Origin of the sequence: Paenarthrobacter sp. CM16 (assembly GCF_013179505.1) — a bacterium.
Classification (GTDB): Bacteria; Actinomycetota; Actinomycetes; order Actinomycetales; family Micrococcaceae; genus Arthrobacter.
The window spans coordinates 1-18,294 of sequence record NZ_JABMCX010000068.1 but is presented as its reverse complement, the minus strand read 5'-3'; the positions used below and the strand labels follow the sequence as shown (position 1 = coordinate 18,294).

Annotated in this window: 14 protein-coding genes; 7 read left to right on the top strand and 7 right to left on the bottom strand. The window is 62.9% G+C overall.

What is annotated here, in order from left to right:
• Positions 1–191: 191 nt before the first annotated feature.
• The 7 genes from HP499_RS08225 to HP499_RS08195 all read left to right on the top strand — a co-directional run bounded on the left by HP499_RS08225 (position 192) and on the right by HP499_RS08195 (position 9,188).
• Positions 192–1,559, top strand: a complete 1,368-nt coding sequence (locus HP499_RS08225) for a DUF6421 family protein (protein WP_172323610.1) — start codon at positions 192–194, stop codon at positions 1,557–1,559.
• Positions 1,559–2,299: an SDR family NAD(P)-dependent oxidoreductase gene (locus HP499_RS08220; RefSeq protein ID WP_172323609.1), complete on the top strand. Its 741-nt coding sequence runs from the start codon at positions 1,559–1,561 to the stop codon at positions 2,297–2,299. Before HP499_RS08225 ends, HP499_RS08220 begins: the two co-directional genes overlap by 1 nt.
• Before the next feature lie 70 nt (positions 2,300–2,369).
• Positions 2,370–3,431 carry a low specificity L-threonine aldolase gene (locus HP499_RS08215; RefSeq protein ID WP_172323611.1) on the top strand — a complete coding sequence of 354 codons (1,062 nt, stop codon included), beginning with the start codon at positions 2,370–2,372 and terminating at the stop codon, positions 3,429–3,431.
• 63 nt (positions 3,432–3,494) lie between these two features.
• Positions 3,495–4,151, top strand: coding sequence for a DUF3000 domain-containing protein (locus tag HP499_RS08210; RefSeq protein ID WP_172323608.1), 657 nt, complete (start codon positions 3,495–3,497; stop codon positions 4,149–4,151).
• 79 nt (positions 4,152–4,230) lie between these two features.
• Entirely contained in the window at positions 4,231–5,592 is a 1,362-nt protein-coding gene (locus HP499_RS08205; RefSeq protein ID WP_172323607.1) for an HRDC domain-containing protein, read from the top strand.
• Positions 5,593–5,784: 192 nt separating this feature from the next.
• A complete protein-coding gene (locus HP499_RS08200) occupies positions 5,785–7,047 on the top strand; it encodes an acetyl-CoA C-acyltransferase (RefSeq protein WP_172323606.1) in 1,263 nt (420 codons plus the stop codon).
• Positions 7,044–9,188: a 3-hydroxyacyl-CoA dehydrogenase NAD-binding domain-containing protein gene (locus HP499_RS08195; RefSeq protein WP_172323605.1), complete on the top strand. Its 2,145-nt coding sequence runs from the start codon at positions 7,044–7,046 to the stop codon at positions 9,186–9,188. The genes HP499_RS08200 and HP499_RS08195 overlap by 4 nt, the downstream gene beginning before the upstream one ends.
• Positions 9,189–9,283: 95 nt before the next feature.
• On the opposite strand, the gene HP499_RS08190 is transcribed toward HP499_RS08195, so the two are convergent.
• From HP499_RS08190 to HP499_RS08160, 7 genes are all read right to left on the bottom strand, one after another.
• Positions 9,284–10,261, bottom strand: a complete 978-nt coding sequence (locus HP499_RS08190) for an aldo/keto reductase (RefSeq protein WP_172323604.1) — start codon at positions 10,259–10,261, stop codon at positions 9,284–9,286.
• A gap of 9 nt (positions 10,262–10,270) precedes the next feature.
• Entirely contained in the window at positions 10,271–10,489 is a 219-nt protein-coding gene (locus tag HP499_RS08185) for a hypothetical protein (RefSeq protein ID WP_172323603.1), read from the bottom strand.
• Positions 10,490–10,519: 30 nt separating this feature from the next.
• Positions 10,520–11,080, bottom strand: coding sequence for a hypothetical protein (locus tag HP499_RS08180; protein WP_172323602.1), 561 nt, complete (start codon positions 11,078–11,080; stop codon positions 10,520–10,522).
• Entirely contained in the window at positions 11,077–11,643 is a 567-nt protein-coding gene (locus HP499_RS08175; protein ID WP_172323601.1) for a DUF402 domain-containing protein, read from the bottom strand. Before HP499_RS08175 ends, HP499_RS08180 begins: the two co-directional genes overlap by 4 nt.
• A complete protein-coding gene (gene dxs / locus HP499_RS08170; protein WP_172323600.1) occupies positions 11,640–13,613 on the bottom strand; it encodes a 1-deoxy-D-xylulose-5-phosphate synthase in 1,974 nt (657 codons plus the stop codon). Before dxs ends, HP499_RS08175 begins: the two co-directional genes overlap by 4 nt.
• 177 nt (positions 13,614–13,790) lie before the next feature.
• Positions 13,791–16,598 carry an aconitate hydratase AcnA gene (gene acnA, locus HP499_RS08165; protein ID WP_172323599.1) on the bottom strand — a complete coding sequence of 936 codons (2,808 nt, stop codon included), beginning with the start codon at positions 16,596–16,598 and terminating at the stop codon, positions 13,791–13,793.
• A 232-nt stretch (positions 16,599–16,830) separates the two neighbouring features.
• Positions 16,831–18,207 carry a class I SAM-dependent RNA methyltransferase gene (locus HP499_RS08160; protein WP_172323598.1) on the bottom strand — a complete coding sequence of 459 codons (1,377 nt, stop codon included), beginning with the start codon at positions 18,205–18,207 and terminating at the stop codon, positions 16,831–16,833.
• Positions 18,208–18,294: the final 87 nt, after the last annotated feature.

The following is an 18,294-nucleotide window of genomic DNA, read 5'->3' as shown; positions in this document are numbered from 1 at the left end:
GGGCCGGGCTTTGCACGGTCCGTCCGGGGCGGCTCCCGGGGTCAGCACTGTGGGGCGCTGGACCTCGAACCGCGCATGAGCAGTCCAAGGCCAAGAATTGCTTACGCTGGACCCGTTTTTCAATTAGCAATGCTTTTCGCTTGCTACGCTCGGCCCAGAAGCAATCACTACTTCGGAAAGGGCCGAGCTCCATGACAACCATCGCCACCTCCACCCTCCCGCGTGTCGCCGCTGACAACGCTGAGTGGGTATCCCTGAAGGCCGCGGCCACAGCACTCCAGGCACACCAGGAACAAGACGGCTCCATAGCCGATCCTGCTGCTCACAGCGAGGCCGCAGGGCTCGTAGCAACAATCTGTGAAAGCATCACGTCCCTGGCTCCCTTGTTCCCCCACGATGCCCGTTATCTGGAGCTTCTGGTGGAGGACTTCGGCCGGTGGGTGAACGGGGGGTTTGGAGTTCCGGACTTCCTTGATTCCCTGCAAGCGTTCCAACCCCAGGAACTGCGGGTCGATGGCCTCCAGCACCTGGTGGTTTTCCCGATGTACACGCAGAACGGCAGCACCAACAGACTGGTTGAAGCGGTCCTGATCGAGGTCATCTGGCCAGAGTTCATCGGCGGCCTCGAAGCAGGAGAGTACTCCAACAAGCTCTTCGTCCCCATCCGTTTCATCGACTTCACGCCCGGATACGACACCAACTCCGCAGTGCTCTTCCCCGAAACCGTTGCAGTGCGTGAGACTCCCACCTTCACCTGGGGCGCCATCTTTGCCGACCGTGAAGCCGCACGGTTCCGCCGCGTCCTCAAAGCAGCAGCATCAACAACGTCCCTTGAGCTGCCGGCCGACGCGGCCCAGTTGATCGAGGACCAGGAACTCACCCAGCGCACGTTCGTCATGTGGGACCTCATCCATGACCGTACCCATATGCGTGGTGACCTGCCTTTTGATCCGTTCATGATCAAACAGCGCATGCCCTTCTTCCTCTACTCCCTGGAAGAGCTGCGGTGCGATCTGACCGCATTCCGCGAGTCCGTCCGCATCGAGAAGGACGAGAATGCAGATCCTGACGCCAGGAAGCACGCAAAACTGGTTCAGTACGCCGTGATCTTTGACCGGATCTTCCGCTTCGCGATCACCGGCAGCAGGGTCCGCAACTATGACGGTCTCGGCGGTCAGCTCCTGTTCGCATGGATGCACCAGCACCACGTCCTGCACTGGACGGACAGCAAGCTCTCCATTGACTGGGAGGATGCCGCCGCTGTGGTGGTGGAGCTCGGGGCAAAGATCGAAGAGCTCTACTGGCGTTCCATCGATCGGCCCAAGGCTGCCCACTGGCTGGCCGCATACGAGCTCATTTCCGGCACAGTAACAGCGCACCCGGCTTCGGTATGGGCCAAGGGCCCGGATGCCCTGCCGCTGGACGGCCCTCCCCGCGGACTCACCGACCAGGTCCTTGACGATGAGTTCCCCCTGTCCATGTTCTATGAAGCACTCGAGAAGAAGATGCGCCCCGTGATTGAATCCACCACCGGCATTACCGGCGCGACGGCTGCCTGATGCCCACTCTGACCATCCTTGTGACCGGCGGCAGCAGCGCCTCGGGCATAGCTGCGGCGAGGGCTTTGGGGGCCGCCGGTCACAGGGTATTCACAGTGGGTTCGGACGAAGTGCGGATCAAGGCTGCGGCGACTAAAGCCGGAAACGGGGTCACGCCCCTGGTGTGCGATCTCGCTTCCCATGATGCTGTTCGCGACCTGGCAGACAGTCTCTCGGGCTGGGGCGTCGCCAGCGTGGATGGTGTGATCCACCTGGTGGGCGGTTGGCGAGGCGCCAAGGGCATCGAAGACCAAAGCGATGAAGACTGGGATGCCATGGAACGGGGCGCGATCACTACCCTGCGCAACGTCTCCCGGGTGTTCTACAGCCAACTCGAGGCATCCCCTCACGGCAGGCTGGCAATGATTTCCTCCACGGCCGCTTCATCCCCCACCGCCGCTGCTGCCAGCTATGCGGCGGCAAAGGCCGCCGCCGAAGCATGGACCCTGGCAGTGGCTGACGGGTTCCGCCGGGACCAGGCCGAGAACCGCCAGGACAAGGGGCAACAGTCAGAAGACCTGCATAGCGCGGCCGTCATCTTCGTGGTGAAAGCCCTCGTGGATTCTGCCATGCGTACCGCCCATCCGGAGAGGCGGTTCCCCGGCTACACCGACGTCGAGGACCTGGCAGCCGCCGTCGTCGGCCTCTTTGAAGAACCGGCCGCAAACCTCAACGGCCAACGCATCCTGCTGGCCAAATAGACTTGAAAGCGTGAATGAACAAGTGACGAGCACAACTGAGGCCATCCACCCCGCCAACAGCGGCAACGGGATGGTCGGGACCAGCCAACTCCATGACCCCTCGGTTCGTGGATTTGCCTCCGACAACTACTCCGGCGTGCACCCTGAGATCCTTGCCGCGTTGGCCACTGCCAATGGCGGACACCAGGTTTCCTACGGTGAGGACGTCTACACCGCACGCCTCCAGGAAGTCCTGGAACAGCAGTTCGGATCCGGCATTGAGTGTTTCCCGGTCTTCAACGGCACAGGCGCCAACGTCCTGGCGCTGCAGTCCCTGCTGCCGCGTTGGGGAGCCGTCATCTGCGCTTCCACCGCGCACATCAACATGGATGAGAACGGCGCACCGGAACGCGTCGGCGGGATCAAGCTCCTGCAGGTACCCACAGAAGACGGCAAGCTCACGCCGGAGCTGATTGATCGGGAAGCGTGGGGCTGGGGTGACGAGCACCGCGCCCAGCCCCTGGTGGTCTCCATTACCCAAACCACCGAACTGGGCACCTGCTACACCCCTGAGGAAGTGCGTGCCATTGCGGACCACGCCCATGCCAAGGGCATGAAGCTTCACATGGACGGTGCGCGGCTGGCGAACGCCGCAGCTTACCTCGACGTTCCCTTGCGGGCCTTCACCCGCGACGCCGGAGTGGACATCCTGTCCTTTGGCGGCACCAAGAACGGACTGCTTTTTGGCGAAGTGGTGGTGGCCCTGAACCCCGAAGCAGCCGACGGGCTGAAGTTCCTGCGCAAGATGAACATGCAGCTCGCCTCGAAGATGCGCTTCATCTCCGCCCAGTTCATCGCCTTGCTGGAAGACGGATTGTGGTTGCGGTCGGCCGCCCATGCCAACGCCATGGCAGCCCGCCTCCGCAGCGCCATTGAGGCGATCGACGGAGTGGAACCCACCCAGGCGACGCAGTCCAATGGCGTCTTTGCCATCCTCCCGGCCGGCGTTGCAGATCGCCTGCGCAAGAATTTCGCTTTCTACGATTGGGATGCGGCCAGGGGTGAGGTCCGGTGGATGTGCTCCTTTGACACCACAGAGGAAGACATCGACGCCTTCGTCGCGGGCATCAAACGGGAACTGGGCTCCCTGTAACCCCCTGCATCCGGGGCGGCGAGCCTGCTGGGAATCGCCGCCCCGGAAGCATAACCTGCGAGGGTGAACGCCCTCGCACAGGTTCCCTCGGACTTTCTCGTCGCCTTGGGAACGCTACGAAAAGCCCAATGCCGCAGCGAACTGCGGCTTGACGAGATCCCTGCACCAGCCCGACTGGCCCCGTACGCAGTAGCCCTTGGAGCGGAAGTTTTCAGTCCCACGGCAGATACCCGTCGGGTACCCGTCCACGGGCCCGCGGCCAAGGCTTTCGCAGCCAGCCAAGCCAACACACCGGCCAGCGAGGAAGATGACGAACTAGCCACTGGCCGGTTCATCCTCCTCTACGATCCCGATGGTTCAGCGGTGTGGGAAGGCGAGTTCCGCATTGTCACCTACATCCGGGCGCAGATGGACGCAGAGATGGGCAATGACTCCATGTTGGGCTCGGTCGCCTGGACGTGGCTGGTGGATGCGCTCGAGAACCACGCAGCCCCGTATCGCGCAGCCGGCGGCACCGCAACACGGATCCTCTCCGAGAGCTTCGGCACGCTGGCCGACCGCCCGGACACCATAGACATTGAACTCCGTGCGTCTTGGACGCCGGCCAGCGCTGATGTGCAGGCGCATCTGGAGGCGTGGTCCGACATGGTTTGCACCTTTGCCGGGCTGCCACCCCTGCCGCCAGGCGTCACGGGACTTCCGAACAGGAGACTCAATTGAGGATCGACCACCGTTCACCACAGGCGCCCAAAAGCAGCCAAAAGTGCGCTACGGCGTAAATCGGTAAGCTTAAGCCACCATGACCCCTGAAAATCTGGATAAAACCACAGCCGGCGATCCGGTTGCTGATCCCACCACGCACATTAAGGTAGACGGCTTCGACAGCCACGTCCCCGAAGTCATCGATCTCGATACGCCCCGCGAAGGCGTGCCCTTGGTCATCGATACTCCTTCCGGACTGGAACGCTGCGCCGCCGCCATCGCCGCAGGTACAGGACCAGCCGGGGTGGACGCAGAACGTGCCTCCGGCTTCCGTTACGGTCAGCGCGCCTTCCTGGTTCAGATCCGCCGCGAGGGCGCGGGAACCTGGCTGATCGACCCCGAACCTTTCGAGAATCTGGACATCATCAACGAGGCCCTTCGTGGCGTCGAATGGATCCTGCACGCGGCCACGCAGGACCTGCCCTGCCTGTCCGAACTCGGCATGTGGCCGGACAAACTGTTCGACACTGAGCTTGCTGCGCGGCTTGCCGGCCTCCCCCGGGTGGGCTTGGCCGCCGTCATTGAGCAATTGCTTGGATTCGGCCTCGCCAAAGAACACTCGGCGGCCGACTGGTCCACCCGTCCACTTCCCGAGCCCTGGCTCCGGTACGCGGCACTGGACGTCGAGGTTCTTGCCGAATTGCGTGAAGAGCTCATCGAGTTGCTCGAAGCCGATGGCAAGCTGGAGTACGCAGAGCAGGAATTCGCGGGCATCCTTGCCGCAGGCATTTCCGCACCCAGGGTAGATCCTTGGCGGAAAACATCCGGTCTGCACCAGATCCGGGATCGCCGGCAGTTGGCAGCGGTTCGGGAACTGTGGCAGGAACGCGATCAGTTGGCACGCAAACGTGATGTAGCTCCAGGGCGGCTGATCCCCGATTCTGCCCTGGTGGCAGCCGCCAAGGCGATGCCCACCACGGTCCCCCAACTACTGGCCACCAAGGGATTCCACGGCCGATCAGCCCAGCGGGAGGCACCGCGATGGCTTCGCTGCATCACCAATGCCCGCACCTTGACCGATGTGCCGCCCTTGCACCTGCCCACCAACGCTCCACCACCACCACGGGTGTGGGTCGACCGCGATCCGGAAGCAGCAGCGCGGCTGGCCACAGCACGGCCCGCACTTCAGGCCAAAGCCGACGAACTCAACCTGCCGGTGGAGAACCTCCTCACGCCGGACTTCCTCAGGCGCATCACCTGGCGCCCGCCGGCCGACGCTTCCCTGGAAACGGTAGCCGCTGAGTTACGGGCCCTGGGTGCACGCGAATGGCAGGTCAACTTCGCCGCGCCGATCCTCGCTGACGCCTGCTTGAACCCCAAACCACTTCCGTCCAAGGAATCCAAAGCGAAGGACGGCCGGCAGGCCCAGGAAACCCAAGGGTCCAAGGACCCCGCCTGAGTCTGACCGGAAGCGCTTGGCCCGTCACCCGAACCATGGTTCGCGGTGGCGGGCCTTTCTCGTGCCCCTGGACCGGCGGAACAGACTGTGACCCACCTTGCACCGTAAGTTACCGACGAGTAACATTGCCTTAATGCCAACCGGAGCACCCGCAATGCGGGCCGGCACCATGTCTCAACGAGGAGTTAATACATGAGTCCATCACGCACCGCCCAGAGGATAGTCCGCGATGTCGTCTTCGTGGACGGAGTCCGCACCCCTTTCGGCAAAGCCGGTGAGAAGGGAATCTACGCGGGTACCAGGGCCGATGACCTCGTGGTGAAGTGCATCCGTGAACTGATGCGGCGAAACCCGTCGCTGCCTGCCGGGCGTGTGGACGAGGTAGCGATTGCCGCCACCACCCAAACCGGCGACCAAGGCCTTACCATCGGGCGAACCGCCGCATTGCTTGCTGGCCTGCCGCGAACCGTACCAGGCTTCGCGATCGACCGCATGTGCGCAGGGGCCATGACCGCAGTAACGACGACGGCGAGCGGCATTGGCTTTGGCGCCTATGACGTCGTTATTGCAGGCGGAGTGGAACACATGGGCAACCACCCCATGGGTGCTGGAGCCGACCCCAATCCACGGTTCATGTCCGAGCGGCTGGTGGACCCGGCTGCCCTGAATATGGGTAACACGGCGGAGAACCTGCACGACCGTTTTCCGGCCATCACCAAGGACCGCACCGATGCTTACGCTGCGGCTTCACAAGCCAAGCTCGCCGCAGCCTACGCCAACGAACAAATTCAGCACGACCTCGTCCCCGTGGCCACCATGAAGCCCGGCCAGGGCTGGGCCCTCCACACCACGGACGAACCCCCGCGCCCGGGAACCACAGTGGCCGACCTTGCCGAACTGCGCACCCCGTTCCGTGCCCACGGCCGTGTCACCGCAGGCAATGCCGCAGGACTTAACGACGGCGCCACGGCTGCCGTCCTCGCCTCTGCCGACGCTGCGGAGGAACTGGGCTTGTCAGTGAAGATGCGGCTTGTTTCCTACGCCTTCGCCGGCGTCGAACCTGAGGTCATGGGCATCGGCCCCGTCCCGGCCACGGAAAAGGCCCTGAAGAACGCCGGACTGGGCATCGAAGACATCGGGCTCTTCGAGATCAACGAGGCCTTTGCCGTCCAGGTGCTCAGCTTCCTGGACCACTTCGGCATCGCAGACGAGGACCCCCGCGTCAACCGCTATGGCGGGGCGATCGCCGTCGGACATCCCCTGGCTTCCTCAGGGGTCCGGCTGATGAACCAGCTGGCCAGGCAATTCGAGGAAGATCCCACAGTGCGCTATGGCATCACCACCATGTGCATCGGCTTGGGCATGGGTGCCACAGTGATCTGGGAAAACCCGAACCACGCCGACTACGCTTCCTCCACCGCTGAGACCGCCACCACTGAAGGAGCCGCCGCATGAGCGCCAACGAATTCCAGAAGCTCGCCGCCCTGTTCCCTGATGAGCTTGTTACCCATTCTTACGTCCAGGACATCGAACTGCCGGGCGGAGCGGGGACCTTTGCGCTGATCACCCTGGACAACGGCCTGGACCATTCCAAGCCCACCACGCTTGGACCCAACACGCTGGTTGAACTGGGCGGCGTCCTGGACACCCTCAAAGAGCGTGCTTCACGGGGCGAAATTGTAGGCGTCGGCGTCACAGGGAAGCCGTACTTCCTGGTGGCCGGCGCAGACCTTTCGGCCGTCAAAACGCTCAAGGAACGCGAGCACGGCCTCTGGATGGCACAGCTTGGCCACGCTGTCTACAGCACTTTGGCAAACCTGGGCGTTCCCAGCTTCGCCTTCATCAACGGCCTCGCCTTGGGTGGCGGACTCGAAATCGCACTGCAGTCAACGTACCGGACAGTCTCGACAGGCGCCGGGGCACTTGCCCTGCCCGAAGCGTTCATCGGCCTGGTACCGGGGTGGGGCGGGGTCTATATCCTGCCGCGCCTTATCGGCCCGGAGAACGCCATCAAGGTGATGATCGAGAATCCCCTCAGCAACAACCGCACCCTCACTGGACCGCTGGCCTTCGAGCTCGGAGTGGCCGATGCCATGTTCGAACCAGCCGATTTCGTGGAACAATCGCTCGCATGGGCCGCGAAGGTTATTTCCGGTGAAGTAACCCCTGAACGGAAGAACTCCGTTGATGCAGCCGAAGAGTCTGTAGCCGGGCGATGGGCCGCAGCGATCACAGCCGGCCGGGCCTTCGTGGAATCCAAAACCTCCAACGCCTCCCCTGCGCCGGCAAAGGTCCTGGACGTCATGGAGGCCAACCGCACCATGACACAGGCGGAATCGGCCGAGCTCGAGTGCCAAACCCTCGCCGGCCTCATGCAAACCGACGAGTTCCGCTCCACCGTGTACGCGTTCCTGGATCTCGTGCAGAAGCGCTCAAAGCGCCCCGCAGGCGCCCCTGACCGCAAGCTGGCGCGCCCCGTCACCAAGATTGGCGTAGTGGGTGCAGGGCTGATGGCAAGCCAGCTGGCCCTGCTGTTCGCCCGCCAGCTGAAGGTCCCCGTAGTCATGACGGACATCGATCAGGCACGGGTGGACAAGGGCGTGGCCTATGTCCACGCCGAAGTCGACAAGATGCTGGCGAAGAAGAGGATCAAGCCCGACGCCGCCAACAGGACCAAGGCCCTCGTGACGGGTTCGATCTCCAAAGAAGTGTTCGCCGACGCCGACTTCGTCATCGAGGCCGTTTTCGAAGAGCTGCACGTCAAGAAGCAAGTCTTCGCCGAGGTTGAAGCCATCGTCTCTTCTGAGTGCATCCTGGCCACCAACACCTCATCGCTGTCTGTCACTGCCATGGCCGAGGATTTGAAGCACCCCGAACGCCTGGTGGGCTTCCACTTCTTCAATCCGGTGGCAGTCATGCCGCTTCTGGAGATTGTGCGGGCACCCAAGACCGACGACGCCGTACTGGCTACCGCGTTCGAACTCGCCAAGGGCCTCAAGAAGACCGCCGTACTGGTCAAGGACGCCGCAGCCTTCGTGGTCAATCGCATCCTGCTCCGCCTTATGGGTGAAGTCATCGCCGCGTTCGATGAAGGAACTCCTGCCGAGGTCGCTGACAGCGCCCTGCGTCCCATGGGCCTTCCAATGTCACCGTTCACCTTGGCTGCCATGGTGGGCCTGCCGGTTGCCCAGCATGTCCAGGAGTCCCTGCACAGCGCGTTCGGTGAGCGGTTCCCGGTCTCGCAGAACCTGCAAAAGCTTATCGACAACGGAGTGAAGACTCTCTGGGTCCCCGGCCCCGACGGTAGGCCTGTCATCCCGGCTGAGACCCTGGCTGTGATGTCCTTCGGCAACACCCCGTCCACCGGCGAGGAAGTCCTTCGACGCACACAGGATGCATTGGCCGAGGAGATCGGACTCATGCTCCAAGAGGGCGTCGTGTCCGGACCGGAGGACATCGACCTTTGCGTGATCATGGGTGCCGGCTGGCCGATGTTCCTTGGTGGCATCACCCCGTACCTGGACCGTGTAGGTGCTTCGGAAAGGGTCAACGGCAAGAGGTTCCTGGCGCCGGGGATCGCCTCAGCACCGGCCTGACCCGTCCCTCTTTCACCTCCCGCGGCCTAAACCGGAGCGCTCTCTCACCAAGGTGAGAGAGCGCTCCGGTTTAACCGCTGCTATGTGGAAGAGGGCTAGAAGAGGGCAACCTTGGGTGCTTGCGGGAAGATCTCGTCCATTTCGGAGCGATCTTCCGGCGTGGGAACCCAGCACACGGCTTCAGCATTCTGGCGTATCTGCTCCGGACGGGTGGCACCGGCTATGACGCTGCTGACACCCGGTTGGGCGGCAAGCCATGAGAATGCAAGCTGCAACTCAGTGATGTCACGTTCCTTGGCGAACTGGCTAAAGCGGCCCAGTTGATCCCAATCGGCGTCGTGCACGAGGTTGGTGCGCGTATGGCTCAGCCGGGTGCCTTCGGGTGCCTTGCCGGCAGAATACTTTCCGGTGAGCAACCCGTTGGCCAAGGGAAAATACGGGAGCACGCCCAAAGAGAAAGCCCCGGCGGCGGGAATGACCTCAAGTTCAGCGCGGCGGTCCAGCAAGTTGTAATGGTTCTGCGTCGAAATGAAACGGGCACCACCGGCCTGACGGCCAACATATTCGGCTTCGGCGATCTGCCAGCCGGCGAAGTTCGAGTGTCCGATGTAGCGGACCTTGCCGGCAGTCACCAAGTCATCAAGGGCTGCGAGCGTCTCTTCGATGGGGGTCAGCGGGTCAGGGGTGTGGAACTGGTACAAATCGATCCACTCCGTATCCAGTCGCCGGAGCGATGCTTCGACAGCCTTCACAATGTAGCGGCGCGAACCACGGGCCCCAAAATCGTTCCCGTTGACACCCTTCATGTCCATGCCGAACTTGGTGCCGATGACGACGTCCTCACGCCGTCCCTTCAGCGCCTTGCCCAGCATGACCTCGCTGAGGCCCGGCTCGCGGCCATAAACGTCAGCGACGTCAAAGAAGGTCACTCCTGCATCCAAGGCGGCATGGACAACAGCGTCCGTGCCTTCCTGTGACTCGGTAGGGGTATTGGCACGCCCCAGATTGTTACAGCCCAGCCCCACGGCTGAGACAGTCAATCCGGAGTGGCCGAGGCGTCGGTATTCAGTCATGAATTCAGCCTAGCTGCCGCTGTAGGAGATTCCCGATTCTTCCATGGCGTCCTCAAGCTGGGCGATGGCCACCGGCCCCATGCCGTGGAGCTTGGAGATTTTCGCCTCCCCGAATTCCGCCAACTGCTCCAGCGTCTCGATTCCCTCGTGCGCCAAAGCCCGTCTCGCCGGAGCGGCAAGCCCCTTGGGCAGTGGTGTGTGTCCGGGCCAGTTGCTCTTGGACGCCATGGAAGTCCCTCCTGGTGCGTTGGGTGTTATTTAGAGAGTAAAGCCCACACCCTGCTTGGGCGAGTGCTTCACCTTGAAGGCGTCAGGCTCGCTGTGGGGTGCCGAGGCAATGGTGAGCTTGGTGAAGTCCAAGTCCTCACCACGCACACAGATCTTGATGGCATTCACGGCTTTGTTGACGTCCGGGCAGAGGCAGAAGATGTTCAAGTGCCCGTTTCCTATTTCGGACCGGTCCACAATGCCCAACCCGCGCCATGCCAGTTCGCCGGTCAGGGCAGCCTTGGCTTTCCGTTCAAGGTGGCGGTCCCGTTCGGTGCCGTCCTTGGTCTTCAGGGCAATCTGGGCAACCACCCAGAACTGCTCTGACTCCGGAATCTCCGCGTATCCGTCTTCCTCGCACTGCGCAGCAAAAGCCGCCATCAGGCCTTCCACCGACGACTCGTCCTCAACACCGGTTTCATCGGTCTTGCTCTGGTGGCCCACTACGCCGTGATTAATGACGAACTGCTGGTCCTCGTCGTCGTACCAGGCTTCCCGGAAGTGCAGAACTCCCTCATCGTCCCGCTTGTATGTACGAATAATCCCGCTCATGCCCGTCCTTTCCTGAACCATTCGGCGCTGGTGCCCGCACCAGCGACATCGAAGGGTGCTTTCATGGCCACTACAGCCTCCAAGAGGGCTGCACATTCCGTGCGCATAGCGGCCACTGTTTCGTCCGGATAGCCCATGGCCACCCGGTGCTGCTCAAACTCATCTTCGTCGTCAACAAACACTCCATGCCGGGTGGAGCGAATCACGTCCAGGTCCATGTCAATCATGTGGAACTCCGTGACCCCGGGTTTGATGGTGCTCCAGCCATGGGCAGTGGCGAGGTCAACGTAAATCCGGAAATCTCCCGGGTACGTGTCGTCATAGAACGTCGCCACGTACTCGCCCGTCCGCGGGACCAGCAGGACGGCGTCCGAGGCAGTGTAGAAGGCTGCCCCGGGACGGGAACAGAACTCCCCCGCCCCTTGGAAAATCCACCAACCGTGGATGTCTTCGCCGAGGTATCTGCCTGGAACCACCCAATGGGCCTTGCCGTTCCATTTCCTGTTCCTCGACACAACGAGGTCACCGGGCTGCAGTGAGCCCGGTCCGCGGCTGTCCGTCACAACGTGGGCAGACTGCCGGTGGTGGGGTGTTCCTGGCCCGGGAGAGGCCTCGCGAAGGGGACCTTCGTCCCCAGAACCTGCGCCACGACGTCGTGCGTTATCTTCTGGGCAGTGAGCCCAACGCGCTCCAGGACCTGGCTTCGGGAGCCATGGACCAGGAACTCCACCGGCAATCCGACTTCGTTGAGCGCCGTGTCAACCCCCGCAGCGCGCATTTCCTGCCGGATACGGGACCCGACGCCACCGGCGCGCACGCCGTCTTCAATACAGATGACCAGGCGATGCCGGGCAGCGAGGGCGATGATCGACTTGCGGACGGGAAGGACCCAACGGGGGTCCACCACTGTGGAACTGATGCCTTGGGCACCCAGTCGGCCGGCTACATCCAAGGCGAGCTCGGACATGGCACCGACACTGACAATAAGGACGTCGTTTTCGGTGGAACCCTCCGGGCGGCGGGCGAGGATATCCACGCCGTCATGAAGGCGCTCGATTGCTTCAACCTCGGAACCGACGCTGCCCTTGGAGAAACGCACCACGGTGGGAGCATCGTCAATCGCTACAGCCTCGCGCAGTTCTTCACGGAGCCTGGTGGCATCCCGGGGGGCGGCCAGGTGGAGTCCGGGCACGATCTGGACCATGGCCATGTCCCACATGCCATGGTGGCTGGGTCCGTCCGGGCCGGTCACTCCGGCCCGGTCCAGGACAATCGTGACCCCTGCCTTGTGCAGGGCCACATCCATCAGGAGCTGGTCAAAGGCCCGGTTCAGAAAGGTGGCATAGACCGCCACCACCGGATGCAGACCGCCGAAGGCCATGCCCGCCGCGGACGTCAGGGCATGCTGCTCTGCAATTCCGACGTCGATAACGCGCTCCGGGTGCCGCTCGGCAAACTTGTGCAGGCCCACGGGAATGAGCATGGCGCCCGTAATGCCCACAATGTCCTCGCGCTCATCGGCGATGTCCGCGATCTCTTCAGCGAACACGGAGGTCCAGGACCTGGCACCGGGCATTTCCGTGGACTCGCCGGTCTCGGGATCGATGATCCCTACGGCGTGGAACTGGTCTGCCTCGTTGGCAAGGGCCGGCGCGTAACCGTGGCCCTTCTCGGTCATCGCGTGGACGATCACCGGACCGCCGTAAGCCTTGGCGGTGTTGAGGGCATTCTCCATGGCCTGGAGACTGTGCCCATCCACTGGACCGATGTACTTCATGCCCAGGTCCTCGAACATGCCCTGGGGAGCCCACCAGTCCTTGATGCCCTTCTTCATGGCGTGCAGGCTCTTGTAGGTGAACTGCCCGGCGGGTCCGCCGTCCTGGAGCTTCTTCTTCCACCAGTCCAGCATCCGCTCGTATGCCGGAGTGGTGCGCAGGGAGTCAATGGTGGGACGCAACGAAGCGAGGTAGTCGGCAAATCCGCCCACAGTGGGAGCGTAGGAACGTCCATTGTCATTGACCACGATGACCACGCGGCGACGCTTGTCAGCGGCAATGTTATTGATGGCCTCCCAGGTCATGCCACCGGTGAGTGCGCCATCGCCGACAACCGCGACGACGAACCGGTCACCTTCGCCGGTCAACTGGCGGGCACGGGAAATGCCGTCGGCCCAGGACAGGGAGGACGAAGCATGGGAGCTCTCGACAATATCGTGCTCTGATTCAGCGCGCTCCGGGTAACCGGAGAGGCCGCCCTGCTGGCGGAGGGTGCTGAAATCCTGGCGGCCGGTGAGCAGCTTGTGCACATACGACTGGTGCCCGGTATCGAAGACTATGCTGTCCCGCGGGGACTCGAAAATCCGGTGGACAGCCAGGGTGAGTTCAACGACGCCAAGGTTGGGGCCCAAGTGTCCGCCGGTCGCAGCTACGTTGGTGATCAGGAATTCCCTGATTTCGCCGGCCAGTTGTTCCAGCTCGGTGCCGGACAGTTTGGCCAGGTCCTGTGGATCCTTGACGGTTTCCAAAAGTCCCAACGGCCCTCCTTAGGGTGAATGACGTGCTTGTTAACTTTAGCGCGTGCCCGGGGCCCGCGTGTTTCCCCACGCTTGCGCCCTGTGTGGCATCGCTACCGGGACGGCAACAGCCCCGGCTGGTCAGGCGACCGGCCGGGGCTGTCTGGCGTGGGATTCAGCTGGAAACCAGCTGGTCCACTATGCGGAGATCTGGCGAAGCACGTACTGCAGGATGCCACCGTTGCGGTAGTAGTCCGCTTCACCCGGGGTATCGATACGCAGGACAGCGTCGAAGGACTTGGACGTGCCGTCCTCAGCCGTTGCCGTCACCTTGAGCGTCTTGGGCGTGGTGCCGTTGTTCAGCTCGGTCACGCCCTCAACAGCAAAGGTTTCCGTACCAGTCAGGCCCAGCGTTGCAGCAGACTCGCCGGCGGGGTACTGCAGCGGAAGCACGCCCATGCCGATCAGATTGGAGCGGTGGATGCGCTCGTAGCTCTCAGCCACCACTGCCTTCACGCCCAGGAGCGCCGTGCCCTTGGCTGCCCAGTCACGGGATGAACCGGAACCGTATTCCTTGCCGGCCAGGACCACCAGCGGCGTTCCCGCGGCCTGGTAGTTCTGCGCAGCGTCGTAGACATACGCCTGCGGTGCACCTTCCTGGCTGAAGTCGCGGGTGAAGCCACCCTCGACGCCGTCCAGGAGCTGGTTCTTGATGCGGATGTTGGCAAAGGTGCCGCGGATCATGACTTCGTGGTTGCCACGGCGTGAACCGTAGGAGTTGAAGTCCTTGCGCTCCACACCGTTGGCCAGGAGGTACTGACCTGCCGGGGTGTCCGACTTGAACGAGCCGGCCGGGGAGATGTGGTCCGTGGTGACGGAATCGCCAAGCTTCAGGAGCACACGGGCACCGGAAATGTCCTGAACGGGATCCGGCTGGGCCTTCATGCCTTCGAAGTATGGGGGCTTCCGCACGTAGGTGGAATCCTCAGCCCAGGCGAAGGTGTCACCGGCAGGGGTGTCCAGCGCCTTCCAACGGTCGTCGCCGTCGAAAACGCCCTCATAACCCTTGGCGAACATTGCTTCGTCGATGGAGGAGTCAATGACTTCCTGCACCTCTGTGGGGTTCGGCCAAATGTCCTTCAGGAAGACTTCGTTGCCTTCGGAATCGGTGCCCAGGGCATCGGTGTCGAAGTCGAAGTCCATGGAGCCGGCCAGTGCGTAGGCGATGACCAACGGCGGCGAGGCCAGGTAGTTCATCTTCACGTCCGGGTTGATGCGGCCCTCAAAGTTGCGGTTACCGGAGAGGACTGCGGTGACGGAGAGATCGTTGGCCTGGATTGCCTCGGAGATTTCCGGCTCCAGCGGGCCGGAGTTACCGATGCAGGTGGCGCAGCCGTAACCAACAATGTAGAAGCCGAGCTTCTCAAGGTAAGGAGTGAGGCCGGATTTCTCGTAGTAGTCAGTGACAACCTTGGAACCGGGAGCAACGGAGGTCTTGACCCACGGCTTGGACGTCAGGCCCTTGTCTACGGCGTTGCGTGCCAAGAGGGCAGCAGCGAGCATGACGGAGGGGTTGGACGTGTTGGTGCAGGACGTGATCGATGCGATCGACACTGCACCGTGGTCCAGCTCGAACTCGCGGCCGTCGGCAGTCTTGACCTTGACCGGCGACGACGGGCGGCCGTGCGCACCGTTGGCGGCGGAGTAAACGCGTTCCGTCTCCGTGGTGTGCGAGTCGGCGTGCGTGAAGGACGGGGCATCCGAAGCCGGGAACGATTCGTCCAGTGACTCGTCAACGCTGCCGTCTTCGATGGCGACGTAGTTGTGGATGTCCTTGCGGAACTGTTCCTTGGCATCGGTGAGCTCAATGCGGTCCTGAGGACGCTTGGGGCCGGAGATGGAAGGAACAACTGTGGACAGATCCAGTTCGAGGAACTCGGAGAAGCGCAGTTCGCGGGAGGGATCGTGCCAGAGGCCCTGTTCCTTGCTGTACGCCTCCACAAGGGCGACGTTCGCTTCGGAACGGCCGGTCAGGCGCAGGTAGTCCAGCGTGACGTCGTCGATCGGGAACATGGCAGCCGTGGAACCGAATTCCGGGCTCATGTTGCCGATGGTGGCGCGGTTGGCCAACGGCACGGCGGCAACGCCTTCACCGTAGAACTCAACGAATTTGCCAACAACGCCGTGCTTGCGCAGCATTTCGGTGATGGTGAGGACGACGTCGGTGGCGGTAGCGCCGGCCGGGATGCTGCCCTTGAGCTTGAAGCCCACAACGCGCGGAATCAGCATGGAGACGGGCTGGCCGAGCATTGCAGCCTCGGCTTCGATGCCGCCGACGCCCCAGCCCAGGATGCCCAGACCGTTGACCATGGTGGTGTGCGAGTCGGTACCGACGCAGGTGTCGGGGTAGGCACGAAGAACGCCATCAACCTCGCGGGTCATGACCGTGCGTGCCAGGTACTCGATGTTGACCTGGTGCACGATGCCGGTTCCCGGAGGGACAACCTTGAAGTCGTCGAACGCGGTCTGGCCCCAGCGAAGGAACTGGTAGCGCTCACCATTGCGCTGGTATTCGATCTCCATGTTGCGCTCCAGTGCGCCGGAGTTACCGAAGGCGTCGATCTGGACGGAGTGGTCGATGACCATTTCTGCAGGCGCCAAGGGGTTGACGCGCTTGGGATCGCCGCCGAGCTCCTTGACTGCTTCGCGCATGGTGGCGAGGTCAACAACGCAGGGAACGCCGGTGAAGTCCTGCATGATGACGCGGGCGGGGGTGAACTGGATTTCCGTGTCGGGCTCCGCATTGGGATCCCAACCGGCCAGGGCGCGGACATGGTCCGCCGTAATATTGGCGCCATCCTCAGTCCGCAGGAGGTTTTCAAGCAATACCTTAAGGCTGAACGGAAGGCTGTCTGCGCCCTCTACGGAGTTCAACCGGAAAATTTCATAATCGGTGCCGGCTACATTCAGTACGCCTTTGGAACCGAAGCTGTCCACAGTGCTCATGGCAGGACTCCTCTCGCAACAGTTTCATCTTTGTCGCGTGGTTGGCCGCTAGCCAGTTAGGCGCACCTTACTTAGCCGGGCGGCATCTCTCTTGGTCACCCCGGTCCGCGGTGTTCATTCCCCCGGAGCGGGACTACTACGCCCATCGTAGTGGCATCCGTCCCAAGAGTGGCACGCCTGACCCCAAACCCGCGCCGCCCGCCGCGCTCCGGCGGACGGGCGACACTCCAGGTTATGAGGAAGGGACGATCAGGCCCACTGTTTCCAGGTGATGGGTGTGCGGGTAGAGATCGAAGGCGCGCAGCGACTCCAGACGCCAACCGCCCTGATGGAAGTAACCCAGATCACGCGCAAAGGAAGCGGGATCGCAGGACACATAGGCGATTGCGCGGGGACCGGTGGCCATCAATTGCTTGACTACGGCCTTTCCGGCTCCGGCCCGCGGCGGATCCAGCACCAGGGAGTCGAAGCTGCGGGCACTGTGGTTCAGCACCCGTTCCACCCTCCCTTGGACAATTTCCACCTGCGGTTCCCCGTGCAGGTTCTTTCGGGCGTCGCGACTGGTGCCGGGGGCACCTTCGACCGAGAGCACCGAGCCGGTTATGCCCACGGCGTCGGCCAAGGGGGCCGTGAACAGCCCTGCACCGGCATAGAGATCGGCGACTGCGGCGCCGGGCTGCAAGTACCCGCCACGCGAAAGATAGTCCGTCACAGCGCCCACCAGTGTTTCGGGCGCATCTTTGTGGATCTGCCAGAAGCCCTCGCCGGTGACCCGGTATTCATGGCCTGCCGCACTTTCCTGCACCCAGGTTCTGCCCCGCAACTGCAAGACCTCCCCCTTGCCGGGATCCACGCTGGCTACCGACACATCATGCGGCAACTGCGACACGATGCTGTGCACCCGCTTGGGGCTCGTTCCCTCTTCCGGCGCCAGCAGAATCAGGGGCCGGGAACCATTGGCCGGCATGGCAACCTCAACGCGGGCGATGCCCGAAAGGTCAAGGTCCCACAACTTCAAATCGTTGAGGCCCGGGAGCGCCAGGGGCATGTCCTTGACGGGAAGCACCACGTCGGAGCGGTGCGCGTGCATGCCCAACCGCCCTTTGGAAGTCACAGCAAAGCCGGCGCGCGTGCGCCAGCCAAGGCCGTCGTCGTGGTTTTCCCCCACGGCTTCCACCTCGGTAGCGAGGTCAAGGCCGGCAAGGCGCTTAAGTTGTTCAGCCAGGACCTCGGCCTTCAGGGCACGCTGGTGCTCCAGCGAGATATGTCCGAGCTCGGCACCGCCCACCGGCGGTCCGCCCCGGTTCCAGGCGGAAGGCGAATCCGCCGCCTTCCAAAAGTGCGGGACCCGGTGGGGCGAAGCCTCGAGGACGTCGACGACGTCGGCCCGCCAGAAACGCGACGAGTCACCGGAATCGGTCAACCGTACCCGGACCTTCTCTCCGGGGACGGCATGCCGGACGAAAATGACGCGCCCTTCATGCCGGGCGACGAAGTGTCCTCCGTGGGCGATGGGTCCAATGTCCAGGACAAGTTCGGTACCGGGCGTGCCCTGGTCATGGCCCTGGTGGTCCGGGGCGTGTCGGGGGGAATTGCTGTTGGAGGTCATTTAGGTATCCTGCAGTGCCTTTGCTTCTTCGGACGACTTCAGTTGCCATGGAACGCTGGCAACCATGACTCCAGGTTCAAAGTGGAG

Excerpts from the sequence above, each read along its gene's own strand:
- HP499_RS08195 (WP_172323605.1), top strand. The coding sequence starts at position 7,044 with ATGAGCGCCAACGAATTCCAGAAGCTCGCCGCCCTGTTCCCTGATGAG.
- HP499_RS08190 (WP_172323604.1), bottom strand. The coding sequence starts at position 10,261 with ATGACTGAATACCGACGCCTCGGCCACTCCGGATTGACTGTCTCAGCC.
- HP499_RS08180 (WP_172323602.1), bottom strand. The coding sequence starts at position 11,080 with ATGAGCGGGATTATTCGTACATACAAGCGGGACGATGAGGGAGTTCTG.
- HP499_RS08215 (WP_172323611.1), top strand. The coding sequence starts at position 2,370 with ATGGTCGGGACCAGCCAACTCCATGACCCCTCGGTTCGTGGATTTGCC.
- HP499_RS08200 (WP_172323606.1), top strand. The coding sequence starts at position 5,785 with ATGAGTCCATCACGCACCGCCCAGAGGATAGTCCGCGATGTCGTCTTC.
- HP499_RS08225 (WP_172323610.1), top strand. The coding sequence starts at position 192 with ATGACAACCATCGCCACCTCCACCCTCCCGCGTGTCGCCGCTGACAAC.
- HP499_RS08185 (WP_172323603.1), bottom strand. The coding sequence starts at position 10,489 with ATGGCGTCCAAGAGCAACTGGCCCGGACACACACCACTGCCCAAGGGG.
- HP499_RS08220 (WP_172323609.1), top strand. The coding sequence starts at position 1,559 with ATGCCCACTCTGACCATCCTTGTGACCGGCGGCAGCAGCGCCTCGGGC.
- acnA (WP_172323599.1), bottom strand. The coding sequence starts at position 16,598 with ATGAGCACTGTGGACAGCTTCGGTTCCAAAGGCGTACTGAATGTAGCC.
- HP499_RS08205 (WP_172323607.1), top strand. The coding sequence starts at position 4,231 with ATGACCCCTGAAAATCTGGATAAAACCACAGCCGGCGATCCGGTTGCT.
- HP499_RS08160 (WP_172323598.1), bottom strand. The coding sequence starts at position 18,207 with ATGACCTCCAACAGCAATTCCCCCCGACACGCCCCGGACCACCAGGGC.